At 73.0% G+C, this 20,082-nt stretch carries 17 protein-coding genes and 1 tRNA gene; 2 read left to right on the plus strand and 16 right to left on the minus strand.

Translation table 11 applies throughout. The features are described 5' to 3' along the window. Positions 1–3: 3 nt before the first annotated feature. The 15 genes from J5Y04_RS00275 to J5Y04_RS00345 all read right to left on the minus strand — a co-directional run bounded on the left by J5Y04_RS00275 (position 4) and on the right by J5Y04_RS00345 (position 17,899). Positions 4–1,458 carry an aspartate aminotransferase family protein gene (locus J5Y04_RS00275; RefSeq protein WP_209408538.1) on the minus strand — a complete coding sequence of 485 codons (1,455 nt, stop codon included), beginning with the start codon at positions 1,456–1,458 and terminating at the stop codon, positions 4–6. Next, positions 1,448–3,358 carry a 1-deoxy-D-xylulose-5-phosphate synthase gene (gene dxs, locus J5Y04_RS00280; protein WP_209408540.1) on the minus strand — a complete coding sequence of 637 codons (1,911 nt, stop codon included), beginning with the start codon at positions 3,356–3,358 and terminating at the stop codon, positions 1,448–1,450. The genes J5Y04_RS00275 and dxs overlap by 11 nt, the downstream gene beginning before the upstream one ends. A gap of 91 nt (positions 3,359–3,449) precedes the next feature. Continuing rightward, positions 3,450–4,475 carry an adenosyl-hopene transferase HpnH gene (hpnH, locus tag J5Y04_RS00285; protein ID WP_209408548.1) on the minus strand — a complete coding sequence of 342 codons (1,026 nt, stop codon included), beginning with the start codon at positions 4,473–4,475 and terminating at the stop codon, positions 3,450–3,452. A 2-nt stretch (positions 4,476–4,477) separates the two neighbouring features. Beyond that, positions 4,478–5,170: a 1-hydroxy-2-methyl-2-butenyl 4-diphosphate reductase gene (locus J5Y04_RS00290; RefSeq protein WP_209408550.1), complete on the minus strand. Its 693-nt coding sequence runs from the start codon at positions 5,168–5,170 to the stop codon at positions 4,478–4,480. Continuing rightward, positions 5,167–7,275 (minus strand): squalene--hopene cyclase, encoded by a 2,109-nt coding sequence (shc, locus tag J5Y04_RS00295; RefSeq protein WP_245203934.1) that lies wholly within the window; start codon positions 7,273–7,275, stop codon positions 5,167–5,169. The genes J5Y04_RS00290 and shc overlap by 4 nt, the downstream gene beginning before the upstream one ends. Positions 7,276–7,282: 7 nt before the next feature. Beyond that, entirely contained in the window at positions 7,283–8,371 is a 1,089-nt protein-coding gene (locus J5Y04_RS00300; RefSeq protein ID WP_209408552.1) for a polyprenyl synthetase family protein, read from the minus strand. Between the two features lie 125 nt (positions 8,372–8,496). Continuing rightward, complete coding sequence (hpnE, locus tag J5Y04_RS00305) at positions 8,497–9,930, minus strand: hydroxysqualene dehydroxylase HpnE (protein WP_209408565.1); 1,434 nt, start codon at positions 9,928–9,930, stop codon at positions 8,497–8,499. Between the two features lie 142 nt (positions 9,931–10,072). Next, positions 10,073–10,930, minus strand: a complete 858-nt coding sequence (gene hpnD / locus J5Y04_RS00310) for a presqualene diphosphate synthase HpnD (protein ID WP_209409914.1) — start codon at positions 10,928–10,930, stop codon at positions 10,073–10,075. Between the two features lie 41 nt (positions 10,931–10,971). After that, complete coding sequence (hpnC, locus tag J5Y04_RS00315; RefSeq protein ID WP_209408568.1) at positions 10,972–11,943, minus strand: squalene synthase HpnC; 972 nt, start codon at positions 11,941–11,943, stop codon at positions 10,972–10,974. A 477-nt stretch (positions 11,944–12,420) separates the two neighbouring features. Further along, positions 12,421–13,230, minus strand: a complete 810-nt coding sequence (locus J5Y04_RS00320; protein WP_307852851.1) for an ABC transporter ATP-binding protein — start codon at positions 13,228–13,230, stop codon at positions 12,421–12,423. Next, positions 13,223–14,164, minus strand: coding sequence for an ABC transporter permease (locus tag J5Y04_RS00325; RefSeq protein WP_148641624.1), 942 nt, complete (start codon positions 14,162–14,164; stop codon positions 13,223–13,225). Before J5Y04_RS00325 ends, J5Y04_RS00320 begins: the two co-directional genes overlap by 8 nt. Positions 14,165–14,351: 187 nt before the next feature. After that, the gene (locus J5Y04_RS00330; RefSeq protein WP_209409918.1) at positions 14,352–15,197 is read right to left on the minus strand and encodes a glycosyltransferase family 2 protein; all 846 of its coding nucleotides are present in this window, start codon (positions 15,195–15,197) and stop codon (positions 14,352–14,354) included. 68 nt (positions 15,198–15,265) lie between these two features. Next, positions 15,266–16,003, minus strand: coding sequence for a CDP-alcohol phosphatidyltransferase family protein (locus tag J5Y04_RS00335; protein WP_209409920.1), 738 nt, complete (start codon positions 16,001–16,003; stop codon positions 15,266–15,268). Positions 16,004–16,094: 91 nt separating this feature from the next. Continuing rightward, the gene (locus tag J5Y04_RS00340) at positions 16,095–17,156 is read right to left on the minus strand and encodes an iron-containing alcohol dehydrogenase family protein (protein ID WP_209408572.1); all 1,062 of its coding nucleotides are present in this window, start codon (positions 17,154–17,156) and stop codon (positions 16,095–16,097) included. Further along, complete coding sequence (locus tag J5Y04_RS00345; RefSeq protein WP_209408575.1) at positions 17,144–17,899, minus strand: sugar phosphate nucleotidyltransferase; 756 nt, start codon at positions 17,897–17,899, stop codon at positions 17,144–17,146. The genes J5Y04_RS00340 and J5Y04_RS00345 overlap by 13 nt, the downstream gene beginning before the upstream one ends. A gap of 443 nt (positions 17,900–18,342) precedes the next feature. Here J5Y04_RS00345 and idi point away from each other — a divergent pair, with 443 nt between their 5' ends. After that, positions 18,343–19,008 carry an isopentenyl-diphosphate Delta-isomerase gene (gene idi, locus J5Y04_RS00350; protein ID WP_209408578.1) on the plus strand — a complete coding sequence of 222 codons (666 nt, stop codon included), beginning with the start codon at positions 18,343–18,345 and terminating at the stop codon, positions 19,006–19,008. 137 nt (positions 19,009–19,145) lie between these two features. Here idi and J5Y04_RS00355 read toward each other — a convergent pair whose 3' ends face one another. Continuing rightward, on the minus strand, positions 19,146–19,637 hold the full coding sequence (locus J5Y04_RS00355) for an ATP-binding protein (RefSeq protein WP_374105929.1): 492 nt from the start codon (positions 19,635–19,637) through the stop codon (positions 19,146–19,148). A 331-nt stretch (positions 19,638–19,968) separates the two neighbouring features. Here J5Y04_RS00355 and J5Y04_RS00360 point away from each other — a divergent pair. Next, positions 19,969–20,056, plus strand: a tRNA-Leu gene (locus J5Y04_RS00360). The last annotated feature ends 26 nt before the right edge of the window (positions 20,057–20,082 follow it).

Here is a 20,082-nt window from a genome sequence, read left to right on the forward strand (position 1 = left end):
GGCTCAGCGGTTGCCGACCGCCTGTTTCACCAGCGTGCGGCCGAAGTCCCACATCAGGCCGCTGCCCCGGTGCGCGTCGTCCATCACGTCGGTGAAGGCGTCGACGAACCGGTCGACGTCCCGCTCCGTGATGATCAGCGGCGGGATCAACTTGATCACTTCCAGGTGGTCGCCGGACACCTGGGTGAGGATCCGGTGCCGCTGGAGCAGCGGGACGACCACCATCTGCGCGAACAGCCCCTTGCGCGCCGCCTGGAGCGCCGTCCAGCCGGTCCGCAGCTTGAGCGACTTCGGGCGGCCGAACTCGATGCCGATCATCAGACCGCGGCCCCGGACCTCGGCCAGCAGCTCGTACTTGTCGACGAGCGCGGTCAGCCGCTCCCGGAAGAGGTCGCCGACCCGGCGGGCGTTCTCCACCACCTTCTCGTCCCGCATCACCTCCAGGGTCGCGAGCCCGGCCGCCATCGCCTGCGCGTTGGAGCCGAAGCTGGCCGAGTGCACCAGCACCCGGTCCATCGAGGAGTAGACCTTCTCGAAGATCCAGCTCTTGCCGAGGGTCGCCCCGACCGGCACGTAGCCGCCGGAGAGCGCCTTGGCCGCGCAGACCAGGTCGGGCAACACGCCCTCCTCGTGCTGGTAGGCGAAGAACTCGCCGGTCCGACCGATGCCGGTCTGCACCTCGTCACAGATCAGCAGCGCCTTGTGCTCGTGCAGCAGCGCCTGCGCCGCGCGCAGCCAGCCCGGCGGCGGCGCCTGGACGCCCTTGCCCTGGATCGGCTCGACGATCAGTGCCGCGACGTCGCCCCTCTTCAGCTCCTTGGCCAGCGCCCCGAGGTCGCCGAGGGGGATGGCGGTGTCCGGCAGCAGCGGGTCGAAGCCCTTGCGGAAGCCGCTCTCCCCGTTGACCGAGAGCGAACCGGTGGTCAGCCCGTGGAACGCGTGGTCCGCGTAGAGCACCCGCTTGCGCCCGGTGGCGTAGCGGGCGAACTTGAGCGCCGTCTCGACCGCCTCGGTGCCGCTGTTGCCGAAGAAGACGCGGTCCAGGCCGGGTGTGTGGGCGAGCAGCCGCTCGGCGAGCAGGCCGGGCAGCGGCGAGCAGTCGAAGCGGACGAGGTCGGGCAGGTCGAGGTCCATCACCTGCTGGACCGCCGAGCGCACCACCGGATGGTGCCGGCCCAGCGCGAAGATGCCGAAACCCGCCAGCATGTCGAGGTACTCGTTGCCCTCGGCGTCGTAGAAGTACGGGCCCTGGGCGCGCTCGTAGTACTTGTCGAAGCCGATGGTGTGCAGCATCCGCGGCAGCTGCGGGTTGAGGTAGCGGCTGTGCAGCTCGTAGCGTTCCGCACCGCGTTCGGCGATCAGGGCGGCGAGGTCGAAGCGGGCCCCGGCACGGGCCCCGGTGCCGGCCTCGAAAGGGGCCCCGGTACGGGCGTCGGGTGCGTCTGGGTCAGCCGGCATGGCGCTGGTTCGCTCCTCGGGTCGGTAGCAGGTTCTTGGCGAAGGCGGCGGTCTGGGCGGCGACCCCGGTGCCGGTCAGGCCGGTCTCCTCCAGGATCTCGCCACGGGCGGCGTGCCCGAGGAACTCCTGCGGCAGGCCGAGCACCCGGACGGGGACGTCCACGTCTGCGTCCCGCAGCGCCTGGGCGACGGCGGCGCCGACACCGCCCGTCCGCCCGTTGTCCTCGACCGTGACGACCAGCCGGTGTGCGGCGGCGAGCGCGGGCAGCGCCGGATCGACCGGCTTGACCCAGCGCGGGTCGACGACGGTCGCGGTGAAGCCCTCGGCGAGCAGCAGCCGCGCCGCGTCCAGCCCGGCGGCCGCGGTCGTGCCGACGGCGACCAGCAGGATCTCGGGCAGCTCCCCGGTGCGCAGCAGCACGTCCACGCCGCCGATCCGCTCGACGGCCGGGACGGCCGGGCCGATGTCGGCCTTCGGGAAGCGCACCACGGTCGGCGCGTCCGCCACCTCCACGGCCTCGCGCAGCTGTGCGCGCAGCTGGTCGGCGTCGCGCGGTGCGGCCAGCCGGAGGCCGGGGACGACCTGGAGGATCGACATGTCCCACATGCCGTTGTGCGAGGCGCCGTCCGGGCCGGTCACCCCGGAGCGGTCCAGCACGAAGGTGACGCCGAGCCGGTGCAGGGCGACGTCCATCAGCACCTGGTCGAAGGCCCGGTTGAGGAAGGTGGCGTACACGGCGACCACCGGGTGCAGCCCGCCGGTGGCCAGCCCCGCCGCGCTGGTGACGGCGTGCTGTTCGGCGATCCCGACATCGAAGATCCGCTCGGGGTACGCCTTGGCGAACTTGGCCAGTCCCACCGGCTGGAGCATCGCGGCGGTGATCGCCACGACGTCCGGCCGGTCCGCGCCGAGCGCGAGCATCTCGTCGCCGAAGACGGACGTCCAGGAGACGCCGCCGCTGGGCGAGACGGGCAGGCAGGTGTACGGGTCGATCGGCCCGACGGCGTGGAACCGGTCCGCCTCGTCCTGCTCGGCCGGCCGGTAGCCGCGGCCCTTGACGGTCAGGCAGTGCACGATCACCGGCCCGCCGAAACCGCGCGCCTGCCGCAGGGCCTGCTCCACGGCGGCGAGGTCGTGGCCGTCGATCGGGCCGAGGTACTTCAGCCCGAGGTCCTCGAACATGCCCTGCGGGGCGAAGGCGTCCTTGAACCCCTTCTTGGCGCCGTGCAGCGCGTCGAAGATCGGCTGCCCGACCAGCGGGGTGCGCTGGAGCGCTCCCTTGCCGAGGGCGAGGAAGCGCTCGTAGCCCTGGGTGGTGCGCAGCGTGGCGAGGTGGTTGGCGAGGCCGCCGATGGTCCTGGCGTACGAGCGCTCGTTGTCGTTGACGACGATGACCAGCGGCCGGTCCCGCGCCTCGGCGATGTTGTTGAGCGCCTCCCAGGCGAGCCCTCCGGTGAGCGCGCCGTCGCCGATGACCGCGACGGTCTGCCGGTCGTACTGGCCGAGCAGCCGGGCCGCCTTGGCGAGGCCGTCGGCGTAGGAGAGGGCGGTGGAGGCGTGCGAGTTCTCGACCAGGTCGTGTTCGGACTCGGCGCGCGACGGGTACCCGGAGAGCCCTCCCCTGCTGCGCAGTCCGGAGAAGTCCTGGCGGCCGGTGAGCAGTTTATGGACGTAGCTCTGGTGGCCGGTGTCCCAGACGATCCGGTCGTAGGGCGAGTCGAAGACCCGGTGGAGGGCGATGGTCAGCTCGACCACGCCGAGGTTCGGGCCGAGGTGGCCGCCGGTCCTGGTGACGGCGTCGATCAGGAACTCGCGGATCTCGTCCGCGAGGAGCGGGAGGTCGGCGGCCGGGAGCTTCCGCAGGTCGGCCGGGGACTTGACGCTGGAGAGCAGTGACATGTGTTCACCTCACGACTCGGAGCGGTGCAGTGGCCCCCCTGGGCGGGACGGCCCGGCACGGGAGGCTGCTCCCGTGCCGGGCGGGGTGCGGTCAGTGGCCGCGGTTGGCGCCGACGGTCTCGGTGACGGCGCGCAGCGACTCCTTGAGGGAGCCCATGGTGGCGAGGACGGCGGTCGGCTCGTAGCCGCAGTGCGCCATGCAGTTGGCGCAGCGGGCGTCCTTGCCGCGGCCGTACTTCGACCAGTCGGTCTTCTCGATCAGCTCGCGGTACGTGGGCACGTACCCGTCGGCCATCAGGTAGCAGGGGCGCTGCCAGCCGAACAGCGAGTAGTTGGGGATGCCCCAGGCGGTGCACTCGAAGTCGACCTTGCCCTCCAGGAAGTCCAGGAAGAGCGGGCTGTGGTTGAGGCGCCAGCGCCGCCGGTTGCCGCCGGCGAAGGTCTTGCGGAAGAGCTCCCTGGTCTGCTCGACGCCGAGGAAGTGCTCCTGGTCGGGGGCCTTCTCGTAGGCGAACGCCGGGGAGATCATCATCTCGTCGACCTTGAGCTCGTCGTTGAGGTAGTCGAGCACGTCGATGATGGTCTGCGGCGTGTCGGTGTTGAAGAAGGTGCTGTTGGTGGTGACCCGGAAGCCCCGCCGCTTGGCCTCCCTGATCGCCTCGACCGCCTCGTCGAAGGTGCCTTCCTTGGCCACCGAGGCGTCGTGCCGCTCGCGCAGCCCGTCGATGTGCACGGTGAAGGTGAAGTAGGGCGAGGGCTTGAACTTGTCCAGCTTCTTGCGCAGCAGCAGCGCGTTGGTGCAGAGGAAGACGTACTTGCGACGCTCGACGAGCTGCCGGACGATCTCGTCGATCTGCGGGTGCATCAGCGGCTCGCCGCCTGCGATCGAGACCATCGGGGCACCCGACTCCAGCACCGCGCCGACCGCCTGGGCGACCGGCATCCGCTGCTTCAGAACACCCGCCGGGTGCTGGATCTTGCCGCACCCCTCACAGGCCAGGTTGCAGGCGAAGAGCGGTTCCAGTTCGACGATCAGCGGGAACTTGTCCCGCCGCTTGAGCTTCTGCTGCATGAGATAGGTGCCGACTCGCACGGTCTGGCGCAGCGGCATGGCCATGGCTAGCTCGCCTCCTGAGGGAGCGTCGAGGATGTGGGTTGGTTGGTGGTGCCGGGTGCCGGGCGGCTCCGGGCCGGGCTGTGCTGTTCGTACCAGTCGACCAGTGCGGGCACGGTGGCCCGCAGGGTGCGCCAGGCCCGGACGCCGGCCGGCAAAGTGCCCGGGCGCAGCAGTTCGTGCTCGGGGGTGTCGACCACCACCCGCAGGACGGCCGCGGGCATGGCCGGGCGGAGCTCCTGGAGGGCGGCGAGGACGGCGGCGGCCTCCATGTCGACGGCGAGCGCCCCCTGGAGGTGCAGGGCTCGCCGCTCCAGTCCGCGCACCACGTGGTCGGCGGTGTGGTGCACGCCGGTGTGGGCGGTCAGCCCGCGGACCTTGAGGGCGCGGGTGAGTTCCGGGCCGGAGTCGACCGCGAAGAGGTTCCCCTCGGCATTGCGCACCCCGTCCGCGACGATGACGTCTCCGGGCGCCATCCCCGGTGTGACGGCCGCGCCGAAGCCGGCCACCACGACGGCCCCGTAGCCGCCGGGGGCCGAGGTGAGCAGCCGTCGGACGGCGTGCGAGGCCCTCCGGCGGCCCACGCCGGTGCGCACCAGCACCGGCGGACCGCCGGCCGCGCCGCGCCAGTCCCCTCCGCGCAGGGCCCAGACCTCGGGGCCGAGCGCGCAGAGCACCAGCAGGGGGGCACGGCTCACCGGGGCACCCCGATCGCCGGGGTTCCCGCGGCGGGGGTGCCCTTGCCGGTGGCGGGGCTGCCGTGGAGGTAGCGGCCGAGCGCGGTGACCGGGAAGACCAGCCGGTACAGGTGGTAGTTGATGGAGAAGTCCCACGGGAAGCCCGTCCCGGTGAACTGCGGCTCGTCCCACGTCCCTTCGGGCAGCTGGGTGCGGACCAGCCAGTCGACCCCGCGCTCGACCGCCGGGTTGGCCCGGCCGTCCGGGCCCTCGCCGGCCGCGAGCAGCGCCATCAGCGCCCAGGCGGTCTGCGAGGCGGTGGAGTCGCCGCGCCCGGCCCAGCGGGCCGGGTCCTCGTAGGAGCGCATGTCCTCGCCCCAGCCGCCGTCGGTGTTCTGCCGGTCCTCCAGCCAGCGGACGGCGCGGCGGATCGCGGGGTGCTCGTCCGGCACGCCGGCCGCGACGAGGGCGGGCAGCACCGAGCCGGTGCCGTAGATGTAGTTGGTGCCCCAGCGGCCGAACCAGGAGCCGTCGGCCTCCTGGTTGCGCAGCAGCCACTCCACTCCGCGGCGGGTGCGCGGGTCCCGGCCCTTGCCGACCTCGGCGAGCATCTCCACCACGTGGGCGGTGACGTCGGCGGACGGCGGGTCGACCACCTCGCCGAAGTCGCAGAACGGCAGCTTGTTCGGCAGGGTGCTGGTGTTGTCGACGTCGAAGGCGCCCCAGGCGCCGTTCTTGGACTGCATGCCGAGGTTCCAGCCGACGCCCCGGTCGACCGCGCCGGCCACCTTGGCGGGGTCGGGGTGGTCGACCCGCCGGAGTGCGAGCACCACCTCGGCGGTGTCGTCGATGTCGGGGTAGGTGTCGTTCTCGAACTCGAAGGCCCATCCGCCCGGGGCCAGCGAGGGCCGCTGGACGGACCAGTCGCCGCGGCGGGTGATCTCCTCGGCGAGCATCCAGTCGACGGCGGAGACCAGTGCGGGGTGGTCGGCCGGCACGCCGGCGTCGGCCAGTGCGATGGTGGCCAGGCAGGTGTCCCAGACCGGGGACTGGCAGGCCTCCAGCCAGCGCCGGCCGTCCTCGGTGTGCACCGTGAAGCGGTCGAAGGAGGAGAGCCCGGCCTGCATCACCGGGTGGTCGAGCTCGTAGCCCTCCAGGTGCAGGGCGATCAGCGAGTAGACCGCGGGCGGCTGGATGCCGCCCCAGCAGCCGTCCGCCTCCTGCCGCTCGACGATCCAGCGGCAGGCCTGGGAGAGGGCGAGCCGGCGCACCGGGCGCAGCGCCCGGTGGTGGTAGGCGTGCAGCACCTTGTCCAGGCGTTCGAAGAGGCCGTCCCAGGTGGTGGCGCGGGCGAGCGGGCGCTCGGGGAAGGGCTGGTCCGGGTCGGTGTGCAGCTCGGTGAGCGGGAAGGGCGCGGGGCGGACCGGGCGGTGGGCCGAGACGATGGTCAGCGGCACGATGGTCTGCCGGGCCCAGCAGCCGAAGGCGTAGATGTTCAGCGGGAGCCACTTGGGCACGAAGATGATCTCGGGCGGCATCTCCGGCAGCCGCTCCCAGGGCCACCAGCCGAAGAGGGCGAGCCAGATCCGGGTGAAGACCCGGGCCGCCGCGATGCCGCCGGCGGACCGCACGTAGCGGGCGGCGGCCGCCATGTGCGGGGCGTTGGGGTCGTCGCCGGCCAGTTTGAGGGCGACGTACGCCTCGACGGTCGTGGAGAGCTCGGCCGGTCCGCCGTGGAAGGTGGACCAGGTGCCGTCCTCCCGTTGTTGGGAGCGGATCCACTCGGCGGTGGCCTTGGTCTGCTCCTCCGTCCGGATCCCGAGGAACTGTCGGAGCAGTAAGTCCTCGGCGTCCATGGTGACGTTGGTCTCGAGGTCGCCCTTCCACCAGCCCTCGGAGCTCTGGAGTGAGAGCAGGTGGGTGGTGGCGCGGGCCAGTGCCTCCTCGGCGGAGGCCGGTCCGTGCTGTTGCTTGTCGGGGTGGTCGGGGTGGTCGGCCGGGCCGTCCGGGTCGGCCCCCGCGGGCTGCCACCGCCCGGCACTCAGCAGCGCCGGGGGGCGGTCGCCCACCGCGACCGGCTCGGAATCGTACTCAGGGTCGAGCCGGCCGTCCGCGGTTGCTGTCAACGTAACGTCACCTCTCTCGTACCACCACGAATTCGGCGAGCGCGACGAAGTGCTCGCGCACCACGTCGGGCATGGGCACCTCGTCCAGGGCGGCGAGGGCAGTCGTGTGCTGGCGGCGGGCCTCCTCCTGTGTCCAGGCGCGGCCTCCGGCCTGCTCGATCAGGGCGGCGCGGGCGGCCAGCTCGGGCTCGCTCTCCTCGCCGCGGCCCTTCGGGTCGGCCAGTTCCTCGGCGAGCCGACGGGACGCGGCGCCGCCCTCGGCGAGGGCGGCGGCGACCGGCAGGGACTTCTTGCGCTGGCGCAGGTCGCCCCAGTGCGGCTTGCCGGTGACCTCGGTGGCGCCCCAGATGCCGAGCAGGTCGTCCACCGCCTGGAAGGCCAGGCCCAGGTGGTGGCCGTAGCGCTGGAGGGCGTCCGAGACGCGGTCGTCGGCGCCGGCCAGGACGGCGCCGATGGCGGAGGCGGCGGCGAGCAGGGCCGCGGTCTTGCCGCCCTCCATCTCCAGGCACTCGGCGACGGTGACGCTGTCGCGCTGCTCGAAGGCGACGTCCCTGGCCTGCCCGTCGATGAGCCCGCGGGTGGCGGTGGTGAGCAGCCGGACGGCGCGTGCGGCGTCGGCGGCGCTCGCCCCGCCGCTCACACCGGCGTCGAGCAGCACCTCCGTACCGAGTGTCGCCAGGGCGTCGCCGACCAGGATCGCCTGGGCCGGTCCGAAGACCGTCCAGGCGGTGGCCCGGTGCCGTCTGGTCTCGTCACCGTCCATCAGATCATCATGGAGCAGGGAGAAGTTGTGCACCAGTTCAACGGCCACCCCACCGGGCACACCGGCCTCGGCCGGGGCGCCGACGGCCTGGGCGGAGAGCAGCGCCAGGGCCGGGCGGACGGCCTTGCCGCCGTCCCCGGCGGCGGGCGTGCCGTCCCGGTCGATCCAGCCGAAGTGGTAGGCGGCGACGGTGTCCATCGGTGCGGCCAGGCGCGCGACGGCGGCCTTCAGCGGCGGGGTGCAGAGCTCGCGGCTGCGGGCGAGCAGCTCCGGCACCGAGACCGGTTCGGCGTGCGCCGTGCCTCCGACGGCAGTGCCGGTGCGTGACTCCACGTGCGTTCCCTCTCCCTGGTGGTGCCGGGCCGCACGGGACGGCCGGGCGCTGGCGATGTCGATGAGACCGGTGCGGACGGCGGGGCCGGCGGCTCTCGCGGGGTCACCGGCGGCGGGGCCCCGCGTCACCTGGGCCACCTCCCGTCGCCGCGGTCCACGGGAAGGCGGGTGCCGGCGGCGGCGAGCGCGGCGTCGGCCGCGGCGTGGCCGCTGCGGACGGCGCCCTCCATGGTCGCGGGCCAGCCGGTGGCCGTCCACGCGCCGGCCAGCAGCAGGCCGGGGACCTTCGTCCGGGCGGTCGGGCGCAGGGCCGCGGTGCCCGGCGCCGGGTCGAACGTGGCGGTGCGCTCGCGGGTGACGAAGAAGTCGAGCACCCCGGCCCCGTCGGCGGCGGGGAGCAGCCGGGCCAGCTCCGGCAGGTAGCGGCGGCGCAGCTCCGCGACCGGCAGGTCGATCTCGTCCTGGACGGCGGACTGCGAGAGCGCCAGGTACTGGGCGCCGGGGTGGGCCCGGCCCAGCTCGGTGCCGGCCAGGCCGGAGTGCGCGGTGCGGTCGAAGACCCACTGAACCGGCGAGCCGAGCGCGGCGAAGAAGGGGCGGCGCAGCACCTTGCGGTCGTAGACGACGTGCACGTTGAGGATCGGCGCGGTGCCGAAGCCGGCGAGCCGGTCCTGGCCGTCGACGGCGTCCGGCGGCAGCAGGGCGGCCGCGGTGTCCTGGGCGCCGGCCAGCACCACGGTGTCGGCAGTGAGGAGCTCGCCGCCCTCCAGCCGGACGGCGTGCTGCGGGCTGGCGGGCTTGAGCTCGGCGGCGCGGGCGCGCAGCAGCACCTTGACCCCGGCGCGCTCCAGCTCGGCGAGCGCCCGGTCGTGGTGGATCGTGCCGAGCGGGACGGCGGCCGTGCCGATGTCGGAGGCCCCCGGGTCGGAGAGCAGGCCGGTCTTGAAGACCATCGCGGCCAGCGCCAGCGACACCTGGTCGGCGCGGGCGTTCAGGGTGGCGACGCCGACGAGGTCCCAGAGGGCCGCGATGGTCCGCGCGTTCTGCCCGTTGCCGCGCAGCCAGTCGCCGAACGAGACGGCGTCCAGCGCCGGGTCGGCGAGGTCGAGGCCCTGGAGGGCCAGTGCGCCGCGGACCACCCGGGCCCGGTCGGCCGGGCCCAGGTGCGGGTAGCGGGCCAGGCTGCCCGCCAGGTGCAGCGGGACGGGCAGGCCGGCTCGGCGGAGCCGGCCGAGCGTGCGCACCGGCGCCCCGGCGGGCCCGGAGACCCCGAGCACCGGGACGTCGAGCCGATCCTGGAGGTGGACCAGCCGGGCCGCGCCGAGCCGGTCGAGCAGGCCGCGGTAGGCGGTGCAGCAACGCAGGTAGACGTGCTGGCCGTTGTCGACGGTCAGCTCGCCGCGCTGGAAGGAGAAGGCCAGCCCGCCCAGCCGGGGGCGGCCCTCGACCAGGGTGACCCGGTGGTCGGCCTCGGCCAGCCGCAGCGCGGCGGTGATGCCCGCCAGGCCGCCGCCGACCACGACGGCGGCCGGGCGCGCGGCATCGGCTCGCCCGGTCATCGGCCCTCCCCCTCGTGTCCGGCGCCCGGCCTCGTCCCGGCCGGGGCGCTCGTGGTCGACTTCGTGTCCGTCACGGTGGACAACACCGGCCCACCCATCAGTGATTCCCCGCTGACACAGCGTGACAGAACTGTCGTGAGAATCAAGAACGCCCCCCGGCGAGCCCGGAAAGGGCGACGTACGCCTTCTCCCAGCCCGGCAGTGAGACCCGGCCGCGCAGGACCGACTCCGGGTCGGCGGCGATCCGGCCGAGCAGCCGGTGGTAGATGCCGGCCATCGCCGCGGTGCAGGCCCGGCTGCGGCGGTCCAGCATCGGCAGCAGCCGCAGGCCCTCCTCGAAGGCCGCCTGGGCCCGCGCGGCCTCGAACGCCACCAGACCGGTGAAGTCCGCGCCGACCGGCGGCTTGGGCAGCGCGAAGCCCTGCTCGCAGCCGAACCGGACGAGGTCCTCGGCGGGCAGGTACGTCCGGCCGTTCAGGGCGTCCTCGCGCAGGTCGCGCAGGATGTTGGTGAGCTGGAGGGCCAGGCCCAGGGTGTCCGCGTACTGCGCGCCGCGCTCCGGGTCGTCGCAGCCGTACACGCCGAGCGAGAGCCGGCCGATCGCGCCCGCGACGCAGCGGCAGTAGACCTGGAGCTCCTCGTACGTCTGGTACTCGGCGCCCTTGAGGTCCATCTCGACGCCGTCGATCAGCTCGTCGAAGCCGCCGAGCGGGATCGGGAAGCGCCGGGCGGCGTCCGCCAGGGCGACCTTGATCGGGTCGGTGTCGTCCTCGGCGACCCGTCCGCCGCGGACCTCGTCCAGCAGCTCGCGGGTGCGCAGCAGCGCCTCGGCCTTGCGGTCGTCGGGGAGGTCCCCGTCGCCGATGTCGTCGACCCGGCGGGCCAGGGCGTACAGGGCGGACATGGCCAGCCGCTTCGGCTCCGGCAGCAGGCGGATGCCGTAGCTGAAGTTGCGGGCCTGCAGTCCGGTGACCGCCTCGCAGTACCGGTACGCCGCCATGACCTGTGCCGACGCCAGTGGTGATGCCGCCACTCGGGCGTTCACCTTCCCTTCGCGAAGATTGCCGCCGCCTTCGCTGCGAGGCGGCGCTTGTCCGGCTTCGCCTGCTGGGCGAGCACGTCGTACCCGGCGTCCTCGATGGCTGCCAGGGCCGCGTACCCGCCGGCGGTGAATCCCGCCAGGAGCAGTCGGAGCCTCCCCCGAACCGTACCTACCAATGGCGCGCCGCGGTCGAGCAGGGTGCGGGCCCGGGCGGCCTCGAAGGCGATCAGCTCCCGGACGGCGCCGTCGGCGCTCGGGGCGGCGAGGTCGTCCTCGGTGACGCCGAACCGGGCCAGGTCCTCGGCCGGGAGGTAGATCCGGCCGCAGGCCAGGTCCTCGGCGACGTCCTGGAGGTGCTCGACCACCTGGAGGGCGGTGCAGACGGCGTCGGAGAGTTCGATCCGCTCCGGGGTGGAGACGCCCGCGATGGACAGCACCAGGCGGCCCACCGGGTCGGCGGAGAGCGTGCAGTAGCCGAGCAGGTCCTGGTAGGTGGCGTAGCGGGCGGTGGTCTGGTCCACCCGGTTGGCCTCGATCAGCCGGCGGAACGGCTCCGGGGTCAGCCCGTGCCGGTCCACCAGCGGGACGAGGGGGCGCATCAGGGGGTGTCTGGGGGCCTCGGCGGCGCCGGGGTGGAGGGCGGCCTCGAACACCCGGTCGAGGTCCTGTTCCAGCCCGTCGAGCAGTGCGAGGCGGAAGGCCGTCTCGGCCGGACCCGGCGGGCCGGGCTGGGCCGAAGGAGTGACCGCGGGGGCGTCCCCGGGGGTGCCGGGGGGCCGCTCGTCGATCCCGAGCAGGCGGGCGGCGGCGGCCGGATCGGCCAGGTCGCCGTCGCCGACGTCGTCCACCAGGCGGGCGAAGCCGTAGACGGCCATCAGGTCGCCGCGCCAGGCCGCGGGCAGGAAGAAGGGGGCGACCGGGAAGTTCTCCGCGCTCGCCTTGTCCAGGGTCACCCCCGCTGAACGGTCCACTGGCTCACTACTGGGCTGGGCCGAAGCCGACACTGATGTCACTCCCCCGTTCTACACCGCTCGGTACGACCGGCCCGAGTCGGACACGCGTCCGATACCGGGAGTCCCGTCCGGCACACCACCCCCGCGACTTACAGCCTTGCACCACCGGCCGCGCCGGGAAAGAGCGCCCCACCCGGCGCGCGGGGCGCTCACCCGCCCGGCGGCGGGCCACCCGGGGCGCCCCGGGGGTGCGCAGGGGCGCACGAGGGGGGCGCTCCGGCTGCCTGCGGGCCGTTCGCGGGGCATGACGGGGGCATCACGGGGGCGCGGGCCGGGGAGGCCGGGTCCCGGCCTCCGGAGGGCCGGGGAGACGACGCGGAGCCCGCGGCGCGGGCCAGGGAGGGGCGAGGGCCGGGAGGACCGGGCCGGGCACGACGGAGGGCCGGCGGCCGGGCTGCCCCGGGCCACCGGCCCTCCGTCGCGGATGGGAAGCCGTTACGGCCGCTCGCCGCGCTCGTAGCGGCCCACGACCTCGTCGGTCGGTCCGTCCATCACCAGCTCGCCGGCCTCGATCCAGATGGTCCGCTCGCAGACCTCGCGGATCGAGTTGTTGTCGTGGCTGACCAGGAAGACCGTACCGGCGGACCCGCGCAGCTCGTCGATCCGCTTCTTGCTGCGCTGCTGGAACGCCTGGTCGCCGGTGGCCAGCGCCTCGTCGATCAGCAGCACGTCGTGGGTCTTCGCCGCCGCGATGGAGAACCGCAGGCGGGCGCCCATGCCGGAGGAGTAGGTGCGCATCGGCAGGGAGATGAAGTCGCCCTTGTCGTTGATGCCGGAGAAGTCGACGATCTCCTGGTAGCGCGCCTTCACCTGGGCGGGCGTCATGCCCATCGCCAGGCAGCCGAGGATGACGTTGCGCTCACCGGTGAGCTCGTTCATCAGGGCCGCGTTGACGCCCAGCAGCGAGGGCTGGCCGTTGGTGTAGATGCCGCCCTTCTCGGTCGGCAGCAGACCGGCGATGGCCGCGAGCATGGTCGACTTGCCCGAGCCGTTGGAGCCGATCAGGCCGATCGCCTCGCCCTTGTAGGCGGTGAAGCTGATGCCCCGGACCGCGTGCACCTCGCGCACGCCGGCGCCGCGCTTGCGGCTGAGGATGCGGCTCACCGCGGAGGTGGCGCTGCCCTTGCCGGAGCCGGCGCCGTGCACCCGGTAGACGATGTGCACGTCGTCGACGACGACGGTGGGTTCGCGGGCCACGTCGGTGTCCTGCACGGACCGGCCCTTTCGCAGGTCGGTGTCAGCCACGGCCGTACTCCTCCTCGGCCTTCCAGAAGAAGACGTATCCGATCACGAACATCGCGATGGCCCAGCCGATGCCGTAGAGCCACTGGTGCGGCGGGAGCACCTGGTGCTGGGGGATGTGCTTGTTGTAGATGACGGGCGCGAAGGCGTGCCGGACCAGGTCCATGTAGACCGACGCCGGGTTGAGCTGCATCACCTTCTGCCAGACCGGCGGCCAGCCGTTGATCTTGTCCTGGATGCTGAACATCACGCCGGACAGGAACATCCAGGCCCGCATCGCGAACGGGATCAGCTGCGAGATGTCGCTGGTCTTGGCACCGATCCGCGCCATGACCAGGGCCACGCCGGTGTTGAACATCGACTGCAGGAGCAGCGCCGGGAGCACCGCCAGCCAGGTCCGGCCCGGGGAGATCCCGCTGGCCAGCACGACACCGACCAGCACCACCATCGAGATCATCAGCTGCTGGAGCTGGATCACGGTGAAGGCGATCGGCAGCGAGGCCCGCGGGAAGTGCAGCGCGCGGATCAGGCCGAGGTTGTCGGAGATCGCCCGGGTGCCGGACTGGACCGCGTTCTGGGTGAACTGGAAGACGAAGACGCCGATGCAGAGCCAGGCGGTGTAGGTCCCGGCCGGGAAGCCGTCCTTGCTCTTCAGGATCACACCGAAGACCAGGTAGAACACCGCGCAGTTGAGCAGCGGGGTCACCACCTGCCAGAGCTGGCCGAGCTTGGCGTCGGTGTACTGGGCCACCAGGCGGGCGGTGGCGAAAGCCCAGATGAAGTGCCGCCGGGCCCAGAGCTGCTTGGTGTAGGCGATGAGCCCCGGCCGTCTGCCGCTCACTGCCAGACCGTACTTGTCCGCAAGCTGCTTGGGGGTCAGGCCCGCGTCTGCCCCCCTCGGGGCTGAGAGGCTGACGGGTTCACTCACTGTCGACACATTCGTCCTTCGCGCGGGATCGGGTCGGGGCGGGCCGGTCGGCGGGGGTCCGCCGGCCTTGCGCCGAGGGGGATCCACTGGGATCACGGGGGGAATCCGGCCGGTGTGTGGCCACCGGCCGCAGCGATCGGCCGACCGCACGGCCGTGCAACCGTGCGGTCGGCCGGCCGTGTGGTCATCGGACAGGTCAGATGACCGGTGGCCGGCCCAGCCTGGTCAGTCGCCAAACGGTACGCCATCGCATGGGCCGCCGCGTACCGCAGGGTTCGCGCCAGCCCGCCCGGAACCCGCCCCACCAGGCCTTGAGCGCCTCCGCGGAGGGGCGGCGGGCCAGGGTGAGCAGGAACCAGGTTCCCAGGTAGAGAGGCACGAACAGGGCCGGAAGGTTCCGTCGGGCGAGCCAAACCCTGTTGCGGGCCACGTTGTGGAAGTACGAGGCGTGCCGGGCGGGCGAGGTGGTCGGGTGGTGCAGGACCACGTCCGCCCGGTAGTCGATGGCCCAGCCGGCGTCCAGCGCGCGCCAGGCGAGGTCGGTCTCCTCGTGCGCGTAGAAGAACTCGGCGGGCAGCTGGCCGGCCTGCTCGAACACCGCGCAGCGCACGGCGCTGGCACCGCCCAGGAAGGTGGTCACCCGGGAGGAGCGCAGCGGGTCGCTGGCGCGCAGCCGGGGGACGTGCCGGCGCTGGGTGACGCCGGTGTCCGGGTCGGCGATCCGGAAGCTGACGATGCCGAGCTCCGGGTCGCCGGTGAACGCCTCGCGCAGCAGCCGGGCGGAGTCGGTGCCGGGCAGCCGGCCGTCGTCGTCCAGGAAGAGGACGGCGTCGACGTCCCGGCCGTCCTTGCCGAACAGCTCGATGCCGACGTTGCGGCCGCCCGGGATGCCGAGGTTCTCCGGCAGCTCGACGGCCCGCACGTCCGCCGGGAGCGCCGGCAGCGGGGCGCCGTTGGCGACCACGGCCAGCTCCACCGCGGGGCCCTCCTGGGCGCGGACGGACTCGATCAGGGCGTTCAGCTCGTCCGGGCGGTTGCCCATGGTGATGATGACCGCGCCCAGCCGGAAGGTGTCGGAGGCGCCCGCCCGGGTGGGCTGCGTCACGGCGCTCACCGGAGCCTGCTGGACAGGACGATGCTCAGCAGGTGCAGCACGGTCTGCAGCATGGCGATCGCGGCCAGGACGACCACCGCGATCCGGGTGAAGAAGAGCCCGCCGTGCACCGTGTCCGCGACGCCCGCGGCGAGGATGAACAGCGAGGCCTCGACCGCGCCGACCAGCCGGTGGAACTTGAGCAGCGACGCCGCCCGGCGGGCCTTGGCCACGCCGGCCGAGCGCGGCACCGAGGCGCTGTCCTCGACCGCCGTCATCCCGCTGCGGGCACGGGCCACGTCGACCAGGTCGGTCTCGGACTTGATCAGGATGGCGCCGAGCGCGGCCAGCGTGCCGAGGAAGGCCCACTCCCAGTGGGAGCCGCCGCCCTCGCGGTGCAGCAGGTCGGTGGCCCGCAGGCCGAGACCGGTCAGCAGCGCCGCCTCGGACATGTAGTGGCCGACCCGGTCCAGGTAGACGCCGGTGAGCGAGGTCTGCCGGCGCCAGCGCGCCACCTCGCCGTCGACGCAGTCCAGCAGCAGGTAGACCTGGATGAGCAGGGCGCCGAGGACCGCACCGGCCAGACCGGGGACGACCAGCGCGGCACCGGCCAGGATGCCGGTGAACATCATCAGGTAGGTCAGGCCGTTGGGCGTGATCGCCGTGACGGTGGAGAGCACGCGGGTGATCCGCAGCGAGATCTTCCGCATGTAGAGGCGGCCGGCCCAGTGCTCGGCGCTGCGGCGCTGGAGCATGCCCTCCGGGTGGATCACCGCGCGCAGCTCCTCGATGGAGGGGCGGCGGGTCAGGTCCACCGGGGCCGGGGAGGAGCCCTTCGTGGAGGGCTCAGCTGTTGACGGCTTGGACATAGTCGGCGTACGCGTCCCTGATTGCGGAAGGGGAGAGGTCGAGGTGTTCAAGGATGGTGAAGCGGCCCGGACGGGTGTTCGGAGCGTAGTGCACCGCCTCGGTGAACTCCGCCTCGGTGAAGCCGATCTGAGCCGCGGTCACCGGCAGTCCGTGGCGCGCCAGGCGCTCCACGATCAGACCGGTCAGCTCGTGTTCGCCCCGCAGGAAGCTGGCGAAGGCCGCCCCGAGGCCGACCTGTTCGCCGTGCTGGGCGGACCGCTTCGGATACAGCACGTCGAGGGCATGCGAGATCTCGTGGCAGGCACCCGAGGAGGGTCGGGTGCTGCCCGCGATGTTCATCGCGATGCCGGACAGTACCAGGGCTTCCGCGAGTGCCGTGAGGAGGTCCTGATCCTGAAGGTTTCCTGGGTGGCGCAGCAGGTTCTCGCCCGCCGAGCGGGCCATCGCCACGGCCAGTCCGTCCACCGGCTCGCCGGTCTCGGCGTGCGACAGCTCCCAGTCGGCACAGGCCGAGATGTTGGAGACGACGTCGCCGATGCCGGCCGCCACGAAGCGCGGCGGGGCCTGCCGGATCACGTCCAGGTCGACCACGATGCCGATCGGGCCGGGCACCCCGTAGGAGCCCCGGCCGGCGTCGTTGTCGAGGGTCGAGACGGGCGAGCAGATGCCGTCGTGGGCGAGGTTGGTGGCGACCGCGACCAGCGGCAGGCCGACCCGGGCGGCGGCGTACTTGGCGGCGTCGATGATCTTGCCTCCGCCGAGGCCGACGATCGCGTCGTAGTGCCCGCCGCGCATCGCCTCGGCCAGCCTGACCGCGCTGTCCAGGCTGCCGTCGTCCACGTTGTACCAGTCGGCGCCGGGCAGGGCCGGCTCCAGCCGCTCCCGCAGCACCGCGCCCGAGCCGTTGCTGATCGCCACCGCGATCCGGCCCGAGGCGGACAGCCGCTGGTCGGCGAGGATGCCGCCGAGCGAGTCCAGTGCCCCGGAGCGGATCTCGACGAAGACCGGCGACGGCACCAGCCGGGTCAGTACTGGCACGCGATCTCCCGCGCCTTCGCCAGGTCCTCGTGGTTGTCGACCTCGACCCAGGAGACCTCGCCGATCGGCTGCACGTCGATCCGCAGGCCGCGGTCGACCATCTCCTGGTAGCCGTCCTCGTAGTACAGCTGCGGGTCGCGCTCGTAGGTGGTGCGCAGCGCGTCGGTGAGGTCGGCGGCGGCGGCCGGGTTGATCACGGTGACGCCGATGTACTCGCCGGTCGCCTCGGCCGGGTCCATCAGCTTGGTGATGCGGCGCATGCCCGCGGCCGGGTCGACGACGACCTTCATCTCCTCGTCGGCGAGCTTCTTCACCGTGTCGAGGGCGAGCAGGATGCCGGGCTCGCGGCCCTCGGCGGCCAGCCGGGCGTTGCCCTCCAGCATGGTGCGCTGGACGGAGGCCGGGTGCACGGTGTCGCCGTTGGCGAGCAGCAGGCCCTCCGTGAAGAGCTCGCGGGCGCACCAGAGGGAGTAGGCGTTGTTCCACTCCTCGGCCTTGTCGTTCTCGACCAGGGTGAGCTTGACGCCGTACTTCTGCTCCAGCGCCGCCTTGCGGTCGTACACCGCCTCCTTGCGGTAGCCGACGACGATCGCCGCCTCGCGCAGGCCGACCTCGGCGAAGTTGCCGAGGGTGAGGTCCAGGACGGTCCGCTCCCCGTCGACCGGCACCAGCGCCTTCGGCAGGGTGTCGGTGTACGGGCGCAGCCGGCGGCCGGCGCCGGCTGCCAGAACGAGGCCGATCATGCGGGGGTCTCCTGATCCGTCGTGCTGTGCTGGTCCGGGCGTGCCGGTCCGCGGGACTGTGCGCTGCCGCCAGCCGTCCGGGGTGGCACGCCGATGCCGGTGAGGATGCGGGCACCGTGTCGTATGTGATGGTAGGCGACCGCGGCGACCGGCCCGAACGCGGCCGGGGGCTGGCGGCGGGCCCGCGACGGCCGCGGGCGCGGCGCTCGTGGAGAACCGGTGCCGCCGAGGTGTCGGTTCTCCGTCCGTACACCGCCGATTCGAACACCCGGCGAACGAATCCCGAACGGGTCTGCTATTCCGGCGCCCATTCCGACACCAGGAATGGGCGGGGAACGGTCATGATCCGCCCGGTTGTGCGTGGGACCCCTGCGGACCGCCACCCGTACGGCAGACTGGGGCCCGACGCCACCGGTGCTCCCATTGCCCCCGAAAGAGGCCTCATGCCCCAGAGTCTGCCGACCAACCCGACGCACTTCACCTCCGAGATCGACACCGGTCTCGACGTGGAGACCGACGTGACGGCCGACGCGACGTCCACCCCCGGGGCCCCGGCCGGGGCGTCCGCGGGGACCGGGATCCTGCTGGAGCTCGTCGACGACGAGGGCGTCACGATCGGCACCGCCGAGAAGCTCTGGGCCCACCAGCAGCCGGGCCGGCTGCACCGGGCGTTCTCCGTGTTCCTCTTCGACCGGCAGGGCCGGCTGCTGCTGCAGCGCCGCGCCCTGGGCAAGTACCACTCCCCCGGCGTGTGGTCGAACACCTGCTGCGGCCACCCGTACCCCGACGAGCCCCCGTTCGTCGCCGCCGCCCGGCGCACCGCGGAGGAGCTGGGCGTCGCACCGGCACTGCTCTGCGAGGCCGGCACCGTCCGGTACGACCTGCCGGACGAGGCCTCCGGCCTGATCGAGCGGGAGTGGAACCACCTGTTCGTCGGCCTGGTCACCGCGCCGGCCGAGCCGAACCCGGAGGAGGTGGACGACGTCGCCTTCGTCACCGCGCAGGAGCTGCGGGAGCTCCAGGCGGAGCGGCCGTTCTCGGTCTGGTTCCAGACGGTCTTCGAGGCGGCGCTGCCCGGCATCCGCGAGATCGCCGGCCGGGACTGGTAGCCCGGTCGGGAGCGGTCCGGTCGGGAGCGGTCGGGAGCGGTGGCCGGTGGCCGGTCGGGACGGCCGCCTGTCGAACCAGTGGCTGGTCGGGACGGTAGACGGTCGGACCGGTGGCCGATCCGGGCGTCCGCCCGGCGCTACTGCGCGTCCTTCCGGGGGATGGGCAGCGAGGCCCAGATGACCTTGCCGCCCTCCCCCGTCCGCTCCACGTCACAGACTCCGCCTGCCTGCAGCGTCACGCTCTTCACCAGCAGCAGCCCGCGCCCGCCGGTCCGCCCGGTGTCCGTCTCCAACGCCTTCGGCCGGTACGGGTCACCGTCCTCGACCGACACCCGCACCCAGCCGCCGCGGACCGCCAGTTCGGTGGTCACCTCCGGCGAGAGCTCGGCGGCGTGCGTCACGGCGTTGCTCACCAGCTCGGAGACGATCAGCAGGACGTCGTCCACCAGCTCCTGGTAACGCACCCCGGCCATGCCCTGGGCCAGCAGCCGGTCCCGCACCGCGTGTCTGGTCCGGGGCACCGAGGCCTCCGCCGCCGGCACCGCGAACCGCCACACCCCCTCGGCCGGCCCGGCCGCCACCCGTCTCGGTCCGGCCTCCGCCGCCCCGCTGATCTGCTCCAGCTCCACGTCCAGCCGCCCTTCGTCCGCGACCCCGGGAATCAGGCGTTCCGCTCATGGCGCCCTCGGTCCACAGAGGCTAGGAGAGCCGCCCCCGGGACCGTGGCAGCGTCGACAACTTGGCCGTGTCGGATCACTCCCGGCCGATTCCGACCGCGAACCGGTCGTAACTCGACCGCTTCTCGCCCCCTGAAGCACCGCTTCGCTCACCCTCGCGAACCATCCCTGCCACCCGGGCGATCCCCACCGGGGAAACGCAGGTGAGAAGCACTCCAGAACCCTGGTAATGTTCTCTCTGTCGCCGAGGGGGCGAGAGAAAAACCCCCGAAGCACACACCCTGTCCGGGTGGCGGAATGGCAGACGCGCTAGCTTGAGGTGCTAGTGCCCTTTATCGGGCGTGGGGGTTCAAGTCCCCCCTCGGACACCAGCGATTCCCCGCGGGAACTCGAAAGA

The organism is Kitasatospora sp. RG8 (assembly GCF_017813315.1).
GTDB lineage: Bacteria > Actinomycetota > Actinomycetes > Streptomycetales > Streptomycetaceae > Kitasatospora.

Coding starts and splice junctions, on each gene's coding strand:
- J5Y04_RS00275 (WP_209408538.1), bottom strand. CDS start 1,458: ATGCCGGCTGACCCAGACGCACCCGACGCCCGTACCGGGGCCCCTTTC.
- J5Y04_RS00335 (WP_209409920.1), bottom strand. CDS start 16,003: ATGCTCCAGCGCCGCAGCGCCGAGCACTGGGCCGGCCGCCTCTACATG.
- dxs (WP_209408540.1), bottom strand. CDS start 3,358: ATGTCACTGCTCTCCAGCGTCAAGTCCCCGGCCGACCTGCGGAAGCTC.
- hpnD (WP_209409914.1), bottom strand. CDS start 10,930: ATGGCGGCGTACCGGTACTGCGAGGCGGTCACCGGACTGCAGGCCCGC.
- hpnH (WP_209408548.1), bottom strand. CDS start 4,475: ATGGCCATGCCGCTGCGCCAGACCGTGCGAGTCGGCACCTATCTCATG.
- J5Y04_RS00330 (WP_209409918.1), bottom strand. CDS start 15,197: ATGGGCAACCGCCCGGACGAGCTGAACGCCCTGATCGAGTCCGTCCGC.
- J5Y04_RS00345 (WP_209408575.1), bottom strand. CDS start 17,899: ATGATCGGCCTCGTTCTGGCAGCCGGCGCCGGCCGCCGGCTGCGCCCG.
- idi (WP_209408578.1), top strand. CDS start 18,343: ATGCCCCAGAGTCTGCCGACCAACCCGACGCACTTCACCTCCGAGATC.
- hpnE (WP_209408565.1), bottom strand. CDS start 9,930: ATGACCGGGCGAGCCGATGCCGCGCGCCCGGCCGCCGTCGTGGTCGGC.